This is a genomic window from Lacinutrix algicola, from assembly GCF_001418085.1.
Taxonomy (GTDB): Bacteria; Bacteroidota; Bacteroidia; order Flavobacteriales; family Flavobacteriaceae; genus Lacinutrix; species Lacinutrix algicola.
Genome location: NZ_LIQH01000031.1, coordinates 76279 through 93506, shown reverse-complemented (window position 1 = coordinate 93506; position 17228 = coordinate 76279). Strand labels below are relative to the sequence as shown.

Sequence of the window (17228 nt, the reverse complement as noted above, 5' to 3'; positions counted from 1 at the left end):
GGAGTTTTTTTTTATGAATTGTTTCACCGTTTAAATAACGAATATTAAATCATCTACAACTGGAATCCTAAAGTTAATATAACATTAGAATTATTAGAATCTATTGATGCAACACTTGTTAATCCTGTACTATATAATTGATATTCTCTTGATTGATTATATGCATCGTAAGTTAAATCTAACTTTGTATTTCCAAAATTATACCCTAAACCAAAAGAATAACCATTTAGATCACCAACAGTTTCTCCATTTTTATATGGACTCTCCTCAAAACGATAACCTCCTCTAAAACTAAATTGATTAACCTTATATTCTCCACCTAATTTATATGTTGAAGCTGCTGTTAAATTATTAGCAATAATATCATTCTGAGCACTAAAATAAGCATCTGACTTAGGCTTAAACTTTGTATTTCCATAATCTTTTCTAGAATAATCGAAACTAATCAACCCTTGTTTACCAAAAACATAAGCTAAACTACCTGTTACTTTAGACGGAGACTGTATACTATAATCTGGAAATAAATTAACTACTCGTGGATCTACTATTTGCAAAACATTTTCACCTCCATCCACTCTAACAGTTTCAATGTACTGAGTTGTTTCCTCCGTAATTGTCATCCACATAGGTGAATCATACGTAAATCCAATTCTAAATTCATTAGACAACTTATAAATTGTTCCTAATTGAAATGAAAAACCAGAACCATTTGTTATAATATTATTCTCGAAACCTACTTGATTTACAACAGAACCGGTATTGTTATTTTGTTCATATAAAAAAGTAGAACGCTCATAATTTAAAAAGTGAGAGTTCAAATTTAACCCTAAATACAAATCATCACCATACTGAGCTCCTATGTTAAAAGCCAACTTACCATTATACCCTGTTGCAGCATAAGCATATTCTTGGTCAAAATTACCCGCTGCGATGTTTGAACTATAAATTGTATTATCATCTGCATCATTATCCGGCTCTAATATATAAGAATCGTAACCCAAATAAGCTTGCTGATTTGCATAACCGTAAGCACTTCCTATTCCTGCATAGGCATCTGCCGAAGACTCTCCACTTAACGCAGAAATCTCATCTAAACGAAGACCTTGTGCATTATTTAAAAAATATTGACCTATAGATACATCACCCATTCCTCTAGACTTCCAACTATCGTCATAATTTTTAGTATTATCAAAAGCAACACTTAAAGCAAACTTTCTCCAAGGTGAATCATCACCTCTATTCTTAAAAACAAAAACACCTCCTCCTTGATTTAAAGAAATATCCGAATCTGATGAAGCACTTTTTCTTCCAAAATAAACTGTTTCATTATCAACATCACTTACACTTAAAGATACCGAAGCGAAACTATTTGTATAAATAGCCGAACCTGCAGGATTAACACTTACAGCACTTAAATCTCCTCCAAGCGCACCAAATGCACCACTAAGAGCCCTATATCTAGCAGAACCAACAACCTCACCATTACTATAACGTAAAGCATCATTTATATTCTGAGCACTAATTGTGAACATAGACAGAACACCTATCAATAAAAATATTCCTTTTTTCATATGTTTTTTTCTTTTTTTTTAAAATCTAGATTCTATCCTCTTCTACTACTACCTGAAGATGATCTTGATGATGAACCAGAAGAACTCCTAGTAGAAGATCGACTTGGAGAAGAACTTTTAGTTCTTGGCGTAGTAGTCCTTACTCGCGGAGTAGTTGTTCTCGGAGTAGATGTTCTAGTTCTTGGAGTAGTAGTTCTCACTCTAGGAGTAGATGTTCTAGTTCTTACTCGAGGAGTAGACGTTCTTGTTCTTGGAGTAGAAGTTCTCACTCTAGGAGTTGAAGATGTTCTTGTGCGAGTAGATGTAGTATTACTTCTTCTTGAAGACTCAACACGTCTACCTAAAGCAGAGTTTCTACCATAAACACTCCCTCTTCTTCTAGAGCTATACGCGACACCATTTCGGCCATAACCATTTCTGCCATAGTATCCAGTATAATAAGGATTACCTCCATAACCATAATTATAACCATAAGGAGAATACCAAAACGGACTGTAAAAACCTCCATACCCAAAATTCCCATAACCATAACCTAAGTTCCAACCAGAATAAGACCTATTCCAACCAAAATTATTCCAACCGTAATATGGTCTATTCCAATAATTATTAAAACCAACGTTATAAATATTTACAGACACTTCACTACTATTTTCTCCCCAAGCTCCATAACCAGTATCAACATTAGCCGTGTCTACATAATCTTCAGAATAAGATCCTTCATAAGAATCTATATCTACAAAAACTTCATCATTTTCATTTCCATTAGAATCCATTTCTAAAGACTTTTCTTTGAAGTAATTTTTATAATAAGTACTATTAGCTTCTGTATCTGCCTGCACAACATCCTCTACCAGTTCATCTTCACTATAAATACCATCGCTATCTTGCCCAACATATTGATAAGATCCACAAGATGTAAGTCCTAGAGCAAATAAAACGACAGCATATGCTGGTAATTTATTTAATAAGTATTTTTTTAATTGCATAACTGTTTGTTTTTATTGTTGAACATAACAAAAATAGTTAGTTTTGTCAAACTATTTCTTTTTTTAACATAATCACAATATTTGTGCCAAAATAATATATATGAGCAAAAAACTCACAACGAGAGCAGAAGACTATTCAAAATGGTATAACGAACTAGTCGTAAAGGCTGATCTAGCTGAAAACTCGGCAGTTAGAGGTTGTATGGTAATAAAACCATACGGCTATGCTATATGGGAGAAAATGCAAGCAGAATTAGACAGAATGTTCAAAGAAACAGGACATCAAAATGCTTATTTTCCACTTTTCGTCCCTAAAAGCTTGTTTGAAGCTGAAGAAAAAAATGCTGAAGGCTTCGCTAAAGAATGTGCAGTTGTAACTCATTATAGATTACAAAACGACCCTGATAATCCAGGTAAACTTCGAGTAGACCCAGAAGCTAAACTAGAAGAAGAACTTGTTGTTAGACCTACAAGTGAAGCTATTATCTGGAGCACATTTAAAGGATGGATTCAATCTTACAGAGATTTACCATTACTAATAAACCAATGGGCCAATGTTGTTCGTTGGGAAATGCGTACTCGTTTATTTCTAAGAACCGCAGAGTTTCTTTGGCAGGAAGGACACACTGCTCATGAAACAAAAGCTGAAGCTATTACAGAAGCCGAAACAATGAACAATGTATACGCCACATTTGTAGAGAATTTTATGGCGATACCAGTTGTTCAAGGTTTAAAAACAGAAAGCGAACGTTTTGCTGGAGCAGATGACACATATTGTATCGAAGCATTAATGCAAGATGGAAAAGCACTACAAGCAGGAACATCTCACTTTTTAGGTCAAAATTTCGCAAAAGCTTTCGACGTTAAGTACACTAACAAAGAAGGGAAACAAGATTATGTATGGGCTACCTCTTGGGGAGTTTCAACTAGATTAATGGGCGCTTTAATAATGACACATAGTGACGACAAAGGTCTTGTACTACCTCCAAACTTAGCACCAAATCAAGTAGTAATAGTTCCAATTCATAAAACAGATGAACAACTAGAAGAAATTACAACCGTTGTAAACGGAATAATAAAAGATTTAAGATCGAAACACATTACAGTTAAATACGATAATAGAACAACCTATCGTCCAGGTGCAAAATTTGCACAACACGAACTACAAGGTGTGCCTCTTCGTATCGCTATTGGATCTAGAGATCTAGAAAACGGCACAGTAGAATTAGCACGTAGAGATACATTAACTAAAGAAACTGTTCCTTTAGATTCTCTAATAGAGAAAATTGAAGGCTTAATGAGCGAAATTCAAGATTCCCTATTCAACAAAGCTTTAAACCATAGAAACACTCATACAACAGAAGTTGAAGATTTTGAGGAATTCAAAACTGTTTTAGAAGAAAAAGGAGGATTTATATCTGCCCATTGGGATGGTACAACTGAAACAGAAGACAAGATTAAAGAAATTACAAAAGCAACCATTAGATGCCTTCCATTAGAAGGAAAGATAGAAAATGGTATTTGCGTCTATTCTGGGAAGCCTTCAAAACGTAGAGTATTGTTCGCAAAAGCGTATTAATTAATTTTTTTTGAAAAAAAAATTAGTTTGGTCTTGCACAAGTAGAAAATAGTTGTATTTTTGCACCCGCAATGGAAACGTTGTGTAAGTTATTTGAAAAGTTTAGCAGCAACAAAAAATATTTTAAAATTATTGCAAAAAAGTTTTGCAATAACACAAAAAGGTTTTATATTTGCAAACTCAAAAATAAATGGCCCGTTCGTCTATCGGCTAGGACGCATGGTTTTCATCCATGTAAGAGGGGTTCGACTCCCCTACGGGCTACAATTTTTTAATAAAGAAAAAATAAACAAATGGCAAATCATAAGTCAGCGTTAAAAAGAATTAGAAGTAACGAAACTAAACGCTTAAGAAATAAGTACCAGCACAAAACTACTCGTAATGCTATAAAAAAATTACGTGAGTTAACTGACAAAAAGGAAGCTGAAGCATTATTACCATCAGTACACTCTATGTTAGATAAATTAGCTAAGAAAAATGTTATTCATTTTAACAAAGCTGCTAACTTAAAATCTGGTTTAACTAAATTCGTTGCGACGATATAGTCAAATTAATTCTACAAGAAACAAAAGCCTATCGAAATTTCGATAGGCTTTTTTGTTTTATAAAAATTCTTTTAGTGAGTATGTAAATTTACTCGAAATAAGGTCTATGATTTAATTTCTAAAAGTATAAATTTGCAATTATCAAAAATCAACCATTCACATAAATCTTACTCTTTTGGAAAACACAAACGCAATTAAAGTAATTGATAAAATTCTTAATAATCTTGATAAATCTGGAATCAATACAGATACACTAATTGATGATATAAAAGCATTACGAGTTTATGCTATAGAAGAGGAAGTTCCTTTAGTGGTAAAAGTACTTAGACTTGCCTGTGAGCACATTGAAGAGCATGAGGCATTTCTTCTACCTATTCCTCAAGACGAGCCTTTAGAAGAAGACGAAGAAGAGCTTACTGAAGAAGACAAAGATGTATCAGACGTATCTCCTGTAGAAAGCCTTAAATATTTAATAGCGCTTACTAGAAACCTTAATAACAAAGATAATATCTCTGACTTAAAAGAATATAAAGAGTTATTATTAGCTTAATAGTAATTACAGTTATAAAATTTCGATTAGTTTTTTTTTATAAAAAACTAAATTAGAAAACAAGCATTGACTTTTTATTTAGTTTATGCTTGTTTTTTTTAGCCTTAATATAAATTTCTTTTTATAAAACAAAAAAAGCCCTTAGTAAATCTAATATCAGCTTTTTTTATTTGTAATTAGTTCTTAAAACTAAATCAGGATAAACCTAACCGTTCATTGAAATTAAAAACTCTTCGTTATTTCTTGTTTGTTTAAAACGTTCGTTAATAAACTCCATAGCTTCTACAGGATTCATATCAGCAAGGTATTTACGCATAACCCACATTCTTTGGATTGTAACCTTATCTAATAAGATATCATCACGACGTGTGCTTGACGAAGTTAAATCGATAGCTGGGAATATTCTACGATTAGAAATCTTACGATCTAACTGAAGCTCCATGTTACCTGTTCCTTTAAATTCTTCGAAAATTACTTCGTCCATTTTAGAACCTGTTTCTGTTAAAGCTGTTGCAATAATGGTAAGCGAACCTCCATTTTCGATGTTACGAGCAGCACCAAAGAAACGTTTTGGTTTGTGTAATGCATTTGCATCTACACCACCAGAAAGTATTTTCCCAGATGCAGGCTGTACAGAATTGTAAGCTCTAGCTAAACGCGTAATAGAATCTAATAATATTACTACATCGTGTCCACATTCTACTAAACGTTTTGCTTTTTCTAATACTATATTAGCTATTTTCACATGTTCATGAGCTTCTTTATCAAAAGTAGAAGCAATAACTTCTCCACGAACATTACGTTGCATGTCTGTTACTTCTTCTGGACGCTCATCAATAAGTAAAATCATTTGATATACTTCAGGATGGTTAGCTGCAATTGCATTTGCAACATCCTTAAGTAACATTGTTTTTCCTGTTTTTGGTTGAGAAACAATCATACCACGCTGTCCTTTTCCTATAGGAGCAAACAAATCCATAATACGAGTAGAAATTGTAGCTTGTTTACCAGCAATATTAAATTTCTCTTGTGGAAATAATGGCGTTAAATGCTCGAAAGACACACGGTCTCTAACCACATCTGGACTTTGACCGTTAATTTTATTTACTTTAATAAGTGGGAAATATTTTTCGCCTTCTTTTGGAGGTCTTACATTTCCTAATACTGTATCTCCTACTTTTAATCCGAATAAACGAATTTGAGATTGCGATACATAAATATCATCTGGAGATGATAAGTAATTATAATCTGAAGATCGTAAAAAACCATAACCATCTTGCATTACATCTAGCACACCTTCGCTTTCAATAATTGCATCAAATTCGAAATCTGGCTCGCGGTAACGGTTACGAGTCTCACTGCTTCCGTGCGTATTTCCGTTTTTACCTTGATTACGTTGGTTATTCTGGTTTTTATTTTGATTCTTGTTCTGATTATTTTGACGGTTTGGATTGTTATCCTTTTTATCGTCTTTCTTATTTTGATGATTATGAACAGGCTTCTTATGCTGTGGTTTTGGCTGTTGCGCCTTTACCGGAGCTTGTTCTTTTACATTTTTAATATCTTTTACATCCTTACTTGCCTCTTCTTTTGAAGCTAAAGTAGTTTCTTGTACTACTTTTGGCTGCTCTTTTACCTCTACTTTAGATTGAGGTTTTTGCTGTGTTTTAGGCCTAGGTTTTGGCTTATTTGCAGCTGGACGTTTTACACGTTCTCTTTTAGGTTTCTCTTCTACTGCTGGAGCAGGAACATCTGCTTTTACAACTTCTACAGCTTTAGGGTTGGCTGCTTGTTTATCTAAAATTTGATAAACTAAGTCTAATTTTTTTAATGAACGAAACTTAGGGATACTTAGCTTTTTAGCCATGTCCTGTAACTCAGGAAGCTTCATTTCTTTTAATTGTGAGATTTCAAACATGAATTGTTTAATTGAATATTTTTAGAAAAATATGTTGTTGAAAATTTCCGGAGAAAATTATATTGTGATTCTGAAGAATTAACGTATTGCTAATGTGACTATTGCAACTCGCTCATGCAATTATACAACTTTATTTTAAATTTTTAGTTAAAATTACCAAAAGAAGTTATATTTTTGAAGCTGAAATTATTCAACTAAAATAAATGATACAACGTATTCAATCTGTCTACTTACTGCTTACTGCTGGAATTTCGGCTGGACTGATTTTTGTATTTCATTTATGGATAACTAACGAAGATGTAAAAATCTTTGCAATGGATGAGCTTTTGTATTTCGGACTCTTTTTAGGTTCTGCAGCTCTATCTTTGTTATCTATATTTATGTTTAAAAATAGGAAGTTGCAATTTGTATTGGGACGACTTAACATCATATTGAACGTTATTTTACTAGGATTTTTTGTATATCAATCTCTAAATGTATCTGGAGAAGCTTTGGTTTCTGAGAAAGGTATTGGGATCTTTCTTCCAATTCTGTCTATCGTATTATTAGTTTTAGCTAATAAAGCGATTAAAAAGGATGAAGATCTTGTAAAATCTGTAGATAGGTTACGATAAACCTAACATCTTAGTAGTATTAGTGCGTGAGCCCAAGGTGAAGATCTTGGGCTTTTTTATGCTTAATACTTTTTAGGAAACTCTATTACCTCCAAATTCTCAATTTTTGATCCATCGATAGTAAAACGAAGCATGGTTCTTACATTATGAAAACCATGAATTCCTACTGCACCAGGATTCATATGTATTAAATTCAGTTTTTTATCTGGCATTACTTTTAGAATATGCGAATGCCCACAAATAAAAATACGTGGCGGATTTTTATAGATCTCCTCTCTTACTCTTACATTATACTTATTTGGGTAACCACCAATATGCGTTATCCAAACATCTACATCTTCACACATAAAACGATTATTTTCTGGGAATTCTAAACGTACTTTATCACCATCTATATTTCCATAAACTCCTCTTAATGGTTTTAGTTTAGCAATTTCGTCAGTTACTTTTAAATCCCCAATATCTCCTGCATGCCATACCTCGTCTGCTTGTTTAACGTATTTTAATATATCGTTATCAATATGACTATGAGTATCTGATAATAGTAGGATTTTTTTCATTTATAATAAACTTCTTTTTAGTGATTAATACTTCCGCGAAAGCGCTAATCTTATTGTTTCGCTTTTATTATTATTTAGCATTTCTTTAGGAACAAAAACAATTATCTTTGTTTCTTTAGAAAACAAAAATACAAGTTTCTTTGCGATATTTTATAGAACTCTCATATAACGGAAAAGCATATCATGGATGGCAAATACAGCCTAATGCTATTTCTGTACAAGAAGTTTTAGAAAAAGGGCTTTCGACTTTATTAAGAGAACCTATTTCTACAATGGGAGCTGGTAGAACAGATGCTGGAGTTCATGCAAAACAATTGTTTGCACATTTTAATACTGAGGTAAACTTCGATATACCTCAAACTATTTACAAACTAAATTCTTTTTTACCTGTAGATATTGCTATTAAAAATATTTTTAAAGTAAAAGCAGATGCGCATGCTAGATTTCATGCCATTAGCAGGCAATATTTATATAGAATTGCTTTAGAAAAAAGTCCGTTTAATACAGAACAGGCTTTTTTATTAAAACCGAAATTAGATATTGAAAAATTAAAAACAGCCACCAGAATACTATTGGACTATGAAGATTTTCAATGTTTTTCTAAAAGTAATACAGATGTAAAAACGTATAATTGTAATATAATGAAGGCTGAGTGGCAGGTTATAGACAACGAACTTCATTTTACAATTAAAGCTGATCGCTTTTTAAGAAACATGGTTCGAGCGATTGTAGGAACGCTTATTAATATTGGTATTGGTAAGGTTGAAGTAGAATCGCTTCACACCATTATTAAATCTAAAAACCGTAGCCAAGCAGGATTTTCTGTCCCTGGTCACGCTTTATATTTAACTGAAGTTGAATACCCACAAACAATTAAATTAGACATTGAGTAATAAAAAAGAAAACATATTCGACATTACATTATTCAAACGCTTGTTTGAATACACAAAACCGTACAAAACTATTTTTTACGGTGTACTTTTATCTGTTTTAATTATAGCAGGTTTAAGTATTGCTACTCCTAAATTATTACAGATAGTAATAGACGATCATATAAAAACAATGCAAGAAGAAGGTTTCTTGTTTTATATTATTTTAATGATTTCGTTACTTCTTATCCAAACCGTTTTTCAGTTTTTCTTTCAGTTTTATGCCGCTTGGCTTGGGCAGAATATAGTGCAAGATGTTAGAGTTTTACTGTTTAATCACATGCTAAAATTCAAGATGAAGTATTATGATAATTCTTCGGTTGGAATGTTAATAACGCGTGCTGTTACAGACATGGAGCGTATTGCTGATATTTTTGGACAAGGTTTATTTATGATTATGCGTGATTTAATGGTTATGCTTGTTATTTCTGTTTTCATGATGTACACCAATTTTAAGCTTAGCTTAATTGTATTTGTGACCATGCCTATTGTCTTGTATGCTACAAAGATTTTTCAGCGTTATATGAAAAAAGCATTTGAAGAGGTAAGAACAGAAGTTTCTAACCTTAATTCGTTTGTGCAAGAACGTGTTACAGGAATGAAAATTTTACAATTATTTACCAGAGAAGAAACCGAAAATAAAAACTTTAAAGCTATTAATGAGCGCCATAAAAAAGGATGGTTAAAGACGATATGGTATAACTCAATTTTCTTTCCAATTGCCGATTTTCTTTCGGGTATTACTTCGGGACTGATAGTTTATTTTGGAGGTTTAATGGTTGTTGTTAGTAGTACAGCAACTTCTGGTGAGTTGTTTATGTTTATTATGATGATTCCTCAACTGTTTAGACCATTAAGACAAATTGCCGACAAGTTTAACACACTGCAAATGGGAATGGTAGCTGCTAAGCGTGTATTTAAAATTATTGATACTACATCGCAAATTGATGATACTGGAACTATAGAAGCCTCAAACTTTAAAGGTGCTATTAATTTTAAAGATGTTCATTTTAGCTATGTTGAAAATGAAGAAGTATTAAAAGGTATTTCTCTAAATGTAAAAGCAGGAGAAACTGTTGCTATTGTAGGTTCAACTGGAGCAGGGAAATCTACAATAATAAACTTATTGAACAGGTTTTACGAAATTAATAGTGGTGAAATTTTAGTAGATAATATAGATATTAAAACAGTAACTTTAGCTTCGTTAAGAAGCCAAATTGCTGTAGTATTACAAGATGTGTTTTTGTTTGCAGATACTATTATGTCTAACATATCTTTAAATCATCCAGATATTACTGAAGCACAAGTAATACAAGCTGCTAAAGATATTGGTATACACGATTTTATTTCTAGCTTACCAAATGGTTACAATTATAATGTAAAAGAACGTGGTGCAATGTTAAGTTCTGGGCAAAGACAATTAATTTCTTTTTTGAGAGCTTATGTTACCAATCCAAGTATTCTAATTTTAGATGAAGCAACCTCCTCGGTAGATTCGTATTCTGAGCAATTAATACAAAATGCTACAGATAAAATTACCAAAGGCAGAACTTCTATTGTAATTGCTCACAGATTAGCAACAATACAGAAAGCCGATAAGATTATAGTAATGGATGCTGGAGAAATTGTAGAACAAGGTACTCACGAAGAGTTACTTAAAGTTAAAGATGGTTATTATAGAAACTTGTATGAGGTTCAGTTTTTGAAGGCTGATGTGGCTTAGTTATTAAAACTTAATTCCGAAACCTTTTGTTAAAACTAATGCAAAAACGACTCCTATAATTACAAGAGTTATCGCCATTAGCCCATATAGCACTATAAACAGAAGTGTTTTTACTATAGTATCTCCTAGTGTTAAACCATACATTCTTTTAAAAATATAACCTAAATAAACAAAAGAAAGAAACGAAAAAATAAAGCTGATAGTAAAAAAATTAAGCCCACAAACCATAAGTAATAATGTGGATAAAGCTGTTATAATTATTACCTGAGCCGAATAATATAAGTTAACAACAATATGCTCTGTATAATTATATGTTCTTTTATTTGTTATGTAGAAAACTAGCCATGTTATAAAAGCTGTAATTGGAGTTGTTATTACATAAATTAAACTCTGATAATTACTTATTACTGATTGAATCTCTGCTTGTGTTTTAACAAAATCCTCAGGATCTTTCATATTTAAAGACATCTGCTTATTAAAAGAAGACATATCTAAAGCATCCTTAAAAAAGAGATTCATAATAAAAAGTTGTAATCCAAATATGGTTAATGCAATTGTAAAATAGCTAATAACATTAACGTATTTTTTACGCGTTCCATTAATATAGCTGCCAATTACTTTTTCTGGTTTTGTAAATAAATTAAGGAAAGTTCTTAAAAATTGATTATCGTAATTTAAGTAACGGTATGCAAAATCCTCAAACAGGTTACGCATTGTTAATCTATTTTTAATCACTTTTGCTCCACAACCATTACAAAAGTTAATTTGTTGTGGCAATAATCGTTTACAATTTTTACAAACCATATTTAAATTAAGTCCTCTTTTATAATTTTTATTAGCTCAGTAGAATCTTTAAATTCAACAAATGTTCCATTTCTAAAACAAGAAATCTGTCCGGTTTCTTCACTAACCGTTATTGCAATAGCATCTGTACGCTCTGTGATACCAACTGCTGCTCTATGTCTTAATCCAAAACGTTGCGGAATGGTTTTCTCGTTATTAACAGGTAAAATTACACGTGTCGCTTTTACAATATTGTTTTCTATAATTATTGCTCCATCATGAAGCGGACTATTTTTAAAGAAAATACTCTCTATAATTGGCTGCGTAACTTTAATATTCATCTCGTCTCCTGTAGTTACTAAAAAATCGAGATTATTTTCGCGCTCTAAAACTATTAGTGCTCCTGTTTTAGACGTCGACATTTTATTACAAGCTGCAATAATAACTTCTATATCTGTAGATCCTGTAGCAACACCTTCCATTTTTAAAAACTTAATATGTTTTAAAAAGCCACGTTTAGAGGCGAAGTTTGTAGACCCAATCATTAATAAAAACTTTCTAACTTCTTGTTGAAACACTACAATTAAAGCTATAAAACCAACACTAATAAAACCGCCTAGAATTTTTGTTAGCAACACCATTTTAAGCGCTTCTACAATTAAATAGATGAAGTAAATAAACACAATACCAAGAAAAATATTAATAGCAACTGTACCTCTAACTAATCTGTAAATGTAATATAAAAGCAAGGCTACTAAGAAAACATCTATATAGTCTATTATACCGAAGTTTAGTATGGTGTCGAAAATTTCCAATGGTAAATATTGATTTTAGAATGATTGAATATATTAATTAAAAATATATTCTTCATTGTTATTTTTTGTATTCCTTAAATTTAACTGAGATAATTTAAATTTAAAAGTGATGTAATCCTGAAAAGATAACGCTTCATTAAAAGATAAACTAATCGTTTTATTTTCAACTCCTTCAAAAAAGTTTTTTTAAGAATAGATTCAAGGTCTTCAATTTTAAATTTATGCTGTAAATTATCAGTCCCTAGATCAATATTAACTATAATATTATTTAAATCCTCTACAGTAAAATTACAATTATTTTCAATCTCTTTTTCTCTATATTTTCCATCTAAAAGATAAACCACATCTGTAAAATCAAGAAACCCTAAATTTTTAATACTTGTATCGTTACAAGTATAATAATTACGAGCACTTTCATTTTTATGACTAGAGTTTCGTTTTTTCTCTTGTAGCTTAATAATGGAAGGCATAACCTGTTTTAAAGTTAAACGCCTATCTACATTTACTAACCAATTCGTCGAGATTATTAAATTACCTTTATTTAATTCTAAACTATCTGGTTTGGTTTCATCGTAAAAAATATAAGCTGGAGACACATCTGTGATTTCTGTAATCTTAGCATTTTCAATTTCTGGAAGTAGAACCGATTTCTCTTTTCCACAAGCGCATAAGGCTAATAAGCAAAAAGCAATTAATAATTTTTTCATTTATTTAAGTTGATTAAAAAGTGTGACACATTCTACTGCTTCTTTAACATCGTGAACTCTTAAAATAGCAGTTCCTTTTTGCAAGGCAACCATATTTAACGCTGTTGTTCCATTTAGAGCTTCGGTTGCAGAAGTTTCTAATGTTTTATAAATCATAGATTTTCTAGAAATACCAGCCAAAAGAGGCAAATTTATTATTTTAAAGCCTTCAAGAACGTTTAATAATTCGAAATTCTGCTCTAATGTTTTAGCAAATCCGAAACCTGGATCTATAATAATATCTTTAATTCCTATAGCTCTGGCAGTAGTTATTCTTTCAGAAAAATATAAAATAATATCTTTTAAAATATTATCGTAATTGGTTTGTTGCTGCATAGTTTTTGGGTTGCCTCGCATATGCATCATAATATATGGCACATTTAAATTAGCAACCGTTTCCAACATTCTTTCATCTAAATGTCCTGCCGAAATATCGTTTACCAAAGCAGCTCCTTTTCCAATACACTGTTTAGCAACTTCAGCACGAAACGTATCTACAGAAATAATAATTTCCGGAAATTGTTTAATCAATAATTCTATAATTGGAAGTATGCGTTGGAGCTCTTCATCTTGAGAAACTTCATTTGCATTTGGTTTAGAACTATAAGCACCAATATCTATAAAAGTAGCACCATCGTCAAGCATTTTCTGTACTTGATTAATAATATTTGATTCCTCTTTATACATGCCACCATCATAAAAAGAATCGGGAGTAACATTAAGAATACCCATTACTTTTGGTGTAGATAAATCGATAAGTTTTCCTCTGCAATTAATGGTCATTGATACCTTTATATTTGTTGTTTGCATCACATTTAAAAACTATAGATGTGAAACCTTGACTTTTAGACAATTTTATGCGAAATTTACGGAAAATTCAACTAGAGTTTATAAAATATGCAAGATACTTCAAAACAATACGATAGTGTAATAGAAACATGTCGCAGTCTGTTTATTAATAAAATGAGCGACTACGGAAGCGCATGGCGAATTTTAAGATTACCATCGCTTACAGATCAGATTTTTATAAAAGCACAACGTATTAGGAGCTTGCAACAAAACGATGTAAGAAAAGTTGACGAAGGCGAACAAAGTGAATTTATAGGAATTATAAATTACTCTTTAATGGCACTTATTCAACTTGAAAAAGGTGTTGTAGAGCAACCAGATTTATCTACAGAAGACGCTACCGTTTTATACGATGAAAAAGTAGCCATCACAAAACAATTAATGCTAGACAAAAACCACGATTATGGTGAAGCTTGGCGAGATATGCGCGTGAGTTCTTTAACCGATTTAATTTTACAAAAATTATTACGTGTTAAACAAATTGAAGACAATGCTGGTAAAACAATTGTAAGCGAAGGTATAGACGCTAATTATCAAGACATGATAAATTATGCCATTTTTGCGATGATACATTTAAACGAAAAATAATTGTCATTCCTGTGTAGCCAGGAATCCACTTATAAACTATAATAATTAAAATAGATTCCTGCTTTTACTGGAATGACAGAAAATTATGAAATACTTAGTACACATTTGCAGACTATTAGTTGGAGGATTATTCATCTTTTCAGGATTAATAAAACTTAACGACCCGTTAGGTTTCTCATACAAACTACAAGAATATTTTAGTACAGAGGTATTAAACCTGCCGTCTTTAGATCCTTACGCTCTAGGTATTTCGGTATTTGTAGTAGTATTGGAAGTTGTTTTAGGTGTTTTCCTTTTAATAGGTTACAAACGTAAATTTACGGTTTACATGCTTTTAGCAATGATTGTTTTCTTTACATTTCTAACCTTCTACGCGGCTTATTTCGAAGTTGTAAAAGATTGCGGTTGCTTTGGCGATTTCCTTCCTTTAAAACCATGGGAAAGTTTTACTAAAGATTTAATTCTACTTATTCTTATACTTGTTTTAGTTGCTGGAATAAAATATATAAAACCACTATTTGGTAAATTTCCAACAACTATTTTAGCACTATTAGGTTTTATTGGTAGTTTATGGTTTGGTTATCACGTATTAATGCATTTACCAACTTGGGATTTTAGAGCCTATGCTGTTGGCAAAAATATTGCCGAAGGTATCGTTGTACCAGATGATGCTCAAAAAGCTGTACAAGAATATACTTGGACCTTTAATGTTGGTGGAGAAAACCTAGAATATATTACCGATGGTAGCTACCCAACAGTAGATGGAGAATACGTAGGCGTTGAAACTAAAGTTTTGGTAGAAGCTTACGATCCTCCTGTTAAAGATTTTTCTATAGAAACTGAAGATGAAGATTTTACTACTAAATTTTTAGCCGAAGACCACCTTATTATGGTAGTCGCTTACAATCTTGAAAAGGCCAACGAGCAAGGCTTAAAAAACATTAAAAAAGTTACCGATAAAGCTATTGAAAACGGTTACACGGTAATTGGTTTATCATCTTCGGGAGATGAAGACAAACAGTATGCAAAAGAAAAATACGGTTTCGATTTCGATTTTTACTTATGTGATGAAAAAGCATTAAAAACTGTAGTACGTTCTAATCCTGGAATTTTAAAATTAGAGAAAGGAACAGTAATGCAAAAAGAGCATTTTAACGATGCCGAGGAAATAGACTTACCTAAAGTTGAGCGTAAGCCTGAGCCAGTTATTATAATAAATATGGCTTACTTTGTTAATGAAGAAGAAGTAACTAAAGCTGAAGTTGAAGCGCTAGATCCTGAGACAATTGAAAGTATGAATGTTATAAAAGAAGGTTCAGAATTAAAAATACTTAATTCAATGACTTCAAGTAACTATACCGAATTAATAAAAATAACATTAAAAGAAGAATAATCTGATAAGCTACCTCATAAATAAAACTTTCTATGCACTACTCACCTTATTTGGAGTAGTCACTGTTATATTCTTTTTATTCAATATTTTACCTGGAGACCCAGCAAAAATGATGCTGGGACAAAACGAAGACAGCGAGCAATTAGCCATCGTTAAAAAAAAATATGGTTTCGATAAATCTGTAGGCACACAATATCTATATTATTTAAACGACCTCTCTCCCATCTCGTTTCACTCTAATACCGAAGACGATTACACCTTTTTAAGACCTCAAAAATATTCGGAAGCAAAACTCTTTACTGTCGGTAACACAACAACCGTTTTAAAGTTTCCGTATTTAAGAGAATCCTTTACAAAACAAGGTAAAAAAGTAAGTACCGTTTTAGCCGAAACATTACCCAATACTTTCGTTTTAGCTATTTCAGCCATAGGCATTGCTTTACTTTTAGGTATAAGTTTAGGTATCATTTCAGCATTAAAAAAAGACACTTTTTTAGACAAAGCAATACAAATACTTAGCACTATTGGCATGAGTATTCCTTCATTTTTTAGTGCTATTCTATTCGCTTGGTTTTTTGGTTTTGTACTTCATAAATACACCAACTTAGAAATGACAGGTAGTTTGTTCGAACTCGACGACTTTGGCGAAAAAGTAAACATTAAACTTAAAAATTTAATTCTACCCGCTTTAGTTTTAGGTATTCGCCCATTAGCAGTAGTTATTCAATTAATGCGAAATTCATTATTAGAAGTCTTTAACCAAGATTACATCCGTACAGCACGAGCAAAAGGGTTGAGCGAATTTCAAATTATAAAAAAACACGCCATTAAAAACGCACTAAATCCTGTAGTAACTGCTATATCTGGATGGTTTGCCTCTATGCTTGCAGGAGCTGTTTTTGTAGAATATATTTTTGGATGGAACGGACTTGGTAAAGAAATAGTAAACGCATTAAACACATTAGATTTGCCTGTAATTATGGGTTCTGTGTTAATTATAGCCCTACTCTTTATAATTATTAATATTTTTGTAGATATTATCTACGCTTGGTTAGATCCAAAAGTAAAACTAGAATAAA

General features: G+C 31.8%; 17 protein-coding genes and 1 tRNA gene. 10 read left to right on the top strand and 8 right to left on the bottom strand.

Features of this window, described 5'->3' with window-relative positions; all coding sequences use genetic code 11:
• Positions 1 to 53: 53 nt before the first annotated feature.
• Positions 54 to 1571 carry an OmpP1/FadL family transporter gene (locus ASC41_RS06565; protein ID WP_055435837.1) on the bottom strand — a complete coding sequence of 506 codons (1518 nt, stop codon included), beginning with the start codon at positions 1569 to 1571 and terminating at the stop codon, positions 54 to 56.
• A gap of 32 nt (positions 1572 to 1603) precedes the next feature.
• Positions 1604 to 2557 carry a hypothetical protein gene (locus ASC41_RS06560; protein ID WP_055435836.1) on the bottom strand — a complete coding sequence of 318 codons (954 nt, stop codon included), beginning with the start codon at positions 2555 to 2557 and terminating at the stop codon, positions 1604 to 1606.
• Positions 2558 to 2657: 100 nt separating this feature from the next.
• On the opposite strand from ASC41_RS06560, the gene proS reads away from it, so the two are divergent.
• The 4 genes from proS (at position 2658) to ASC41_RS06540 (ending at position 5231) form a co-directional block, all read left to right on the top strand.
• Complete coding sequence (gene proS, locus ASC41_RS06555; RefSeq protein WP_055435835.1) at positions 2658 to 4136, top strand: proline--tRNA ligase; 1479 nt, start codon at positions 2658 to 2660, stop codon at positions 4134 to 4136.
• Positions 4137 to 4328: 192 nt separating this feature from the next.
• Positions 4329 to 4400 (top strand) — tRNA-Glu (locus ASC41_RS06550).
• Between the two features lie 29 nt (positions 4401 to 4429).
• The gene (gene rpsT, locus ASC41_RS06545) at positions 4430 to 4681 is read left to right on the top strand and encodes a 30S ribosomal protein S20 (RefSeq protein ID WP_055435834.1); all 252 of its coding nucleotides are present in this window, start codon (positions 4430 to 4432) and stop codon (positions 4679 to 4681) included.
• A gap of 175 nt (positions 4682 to 4856) precedes the next feature.
• Positions 4857 to 5231, top strand: a complete 375-nt coding sequence (locus ASC41_RS06540) for a hypothetical protein (RefSeq protein ID WP_055435833.1) — start codon at positions 4857 to 4859, stop codon at positions 5229 to 5231.
• 205 nt (positions 5232 to 5436) lie between these two features.
• Here the strand turns inward: ASC41_RS06540 and rho are convergent, their stop codons facing one another.
• Entirely contained in the window at positions 5437 to 7149 is a 1713-nt protein-coding gene (gene rho / locus ASC41_RS06535; protein ID WP_055435832.1) for a transcription termination factor Rho, read from the bottom strand.
• A gap of 203 nt (positions 7150 to 7352) precedes the next feature.
• On the opposite strand from rho, the gene ASC41_RS06530 reads away from it, so the two are divergent.
• Positions 7353 to 7763 (top strand): DUF4293 domain-containing protein, encoded by a 411-nt coding sequence (locus ASC41_RS06530; protein ID WP_055435831.1) that lies wholly within the window; start codon positions 7353 to 7355, stop codon positions 7761 to 7763.
• 62 nt (positions 7764 to 7825) lie between these two features.
• Here ASC41_RS06530 and ASC41_RS06525 read toward each other — a convergent pair whose 3' ends face one another.
• The gene (locus tag ASC41_RS06525; RefSeq protein WP_055435830.1) at positions 7826 to 8323 is read right to left on the bottom strand and encodes a metallophosphoesterase family protein; all 498 of its coding nucleotides are present in this window, start codon (positions 8321 to 8323) and stop codon (positions 7826 to 7828) included.
• Between the two features lie 140 nt (positions 8324 to 8463).
• Between ASC41_RS06525 and truA the strand changes: the two genes are divergently transcribed.
• Both truA and ASC41_RS06515 read left to right on the top strand, forming a co-directional pair.
• On the top strand, positions 8464 to 9216 hold the full coding sequence (truA, locus tag ASC41_RS06520) for a tRNA pseudouridine(38-40) synthase TruA (RefSeq protein WP_055435829.1): 753 nt from the start codon (positions 8464 to 8466) through the stop codon (positions 9214 to 9216).
• Positions 9209 to 10975 (top strand): ABC transporter ATP-binding protein, encoded by a 1767-nt coding sequence (locus ASC41_RS06515; RefSeq protein WP_055435828.1) that lies wholly within the window; start codon positions 9209 to 9211, stop codon positions 10973 to 10975. Before truA ends, ASC41_RS06515 begins: the two co-directional genes overlap by 8 nt.
• A 3-nt stretch (positions 10976 to 10978) precedes the next feature.
• Here the strand turns inward: ASC41_RS06515 and ASC41_RS06510 are convergent, their stop codons facing one another.
• The 4 genes from ASC41_RS06510 to folP all read right to left on the bottom strand — a co-directional run bounded on the left by ASC41_RS06510 (position 10979) and on the right by folP (position 14102).
• Positions 10979 to 11752, bottom strand: a complete 774-nt coding sequence (locus ASC41_RS06510; protein ID WP_055435827.1) for a DUF3667 domain-containing protein — start codon at positions 11750 to 11752, stop codon at positions 10979 to 10981.
• A 29-nt stretch (positions 11753 to 11781) separates the two neighbouring features.
• Complete coding sequence (locus ASC41_RS06505; protein ID WP_055435826.1) at positions 11782 to 12573, bottom strand: diadenylate cyclase; 792 nt, start codon at positions 12571 to 12573, stop codon at positions 11782 to 11784.
• An 80-nt stretch (positions 12574 to 12653) separates the two neighbouring features.
• A complete protein-coding gene (locus ASC41_RS06500; protein WP_055435825.1) occupies positions 12654 to 13280 on the bottom strand; it encodes a hypothetical protein in 627 nt (208 codons plus the stop codon).
• The gene (folP, locus tag ASC41_RS06495) at positions 13281 to 14102 is read right to left on the bottom strand and encodes a dihydropteroate synthase (RefSeq protein WP_055435824.1); all 822 of its coding nucleotides are present in this window, start codon (positions 14100 to 14102) and stop codon (positions 13281 to 13283) included.
• 114 nt (positions 14103 to 14216) lie between these two features.
• On the opposite strand from folP, the gene ASC41_RS06490 reads away from it, so the two are divergent.
• The 3 genes from ASC41_RS06490 to ASC41_RS06480 all read left to right on the top strand — a co-directional run bounded on the left by ASC41_RS06490 (position 14217) and on the right by ASC41_RS06480 (position 17227).
• Positions 14217 to 14756 (top strand): DUF1599 domain-containing protein, encoded by a 540-nt coding sequence (locus ASC41_RS06490; protein WP_055435823.1) that lies wholly within the window; start codon positions 14217 to 14219, stop codon positions 14754 to 14756.
• A gap of 85 nt (positions 14757 to 14841) precedes the next feature.
• Entirely contained in the window at positions 14842 to 16149 is a 1308-nt protein-coding gene (locus tag ASC41_RS06485; protein ID WP_055435822.1) for a BT_3928 family protein, read from the top strand.
• 1 nt (position 16150) lies between these two features.
• Positions 16151 to 17227 carry an ABC transporter permease gene (locus ASC41_RS06480; protein WP_055435821.1) on the top strand — a complete coding sequence of 359 codons (1077 nt, stop codon included), beginning with the start codon at positions 16151 to 16153 and terminating at the stop codon, positions 17225 to 17227.
• Position 17228: the final 1 nt, after the last annotated feature.

Bases quoted from the DNA above. Each gene is read 5' to 3' on its own strand.
- ASC41_RS06565 (WP_055435837.1), bottom strand. From the start codon at position 1,571: ATGAAAAAAGGAATATTTTTATTGATAGGTGTTCTGTCTATGTTCACA.
- folP (WP_055435824.1), bottom strand. From the start codon at position 14,102: ATGACCATTAATTGCAGAGGAAAACTTATCGATTTATCTACACCAAAA.
- ASC41_RS06525 (WP_055435830.1), bottom strand. From the start codon at position 8,323: ATGAAAAAAATCCTACTATTATCAGATACTCATAGTCATATTGATAAC.
- ASC41_RS06530 (WP_055435831.1), top strand. From the start codon at position 7,353: ATGATACAACGTATTCAATCTGTCTACTTACTGCTTACTGCTGGAATT.
- ASC41_RS06560 (WP_055435836.1), bottom strand. From the start codon at position 2,557: ATGCAATTAAAAAAATACTTATTAAATAAATTACCAGCATATGCTGTC.
- ASC41_RS06485 (WP_055435822.1), top strand. From the start codon at position 14,842: ATGAAATACTTAGTACACATTTGCAGACTATTAGTTGGAGGATTATTC.
- ASC41_RS06490 (WP_055435823.1), top strand. From the start codon at position 14,217: ATGCAAGATACTTCAAAACAATACGATAGTGTAATAGAAACATGTCGC.
- rpsT (WP_055435834.1), top strand. From the start codon at position 4,430: ATGGCAAATCATAAGTCAGCGTTAAAAAGAATTAGAAGTAACGAAACT.
- ASC41_RS06500 (WP_055435825.1), bottom strand. From the start codon at position 13,280: ATGAAAAAATTATTAATTGCTTTTTGCTTATTAGCCTTATGCGCTTGT.
- proS (WP_055435835.1), top strand. From the start codon at position 2,658: ATGAGCAAAAAACTCACAACGAGAGCAGAAGACTATTCAAAATGGTAT.
- rho (WP_055435832.1), bottom strand. From the start codon at position 7,149: ATGTTTGAAATCTCACAATTAAAAGAAATGAAGCTTCCTGAGTTACAG.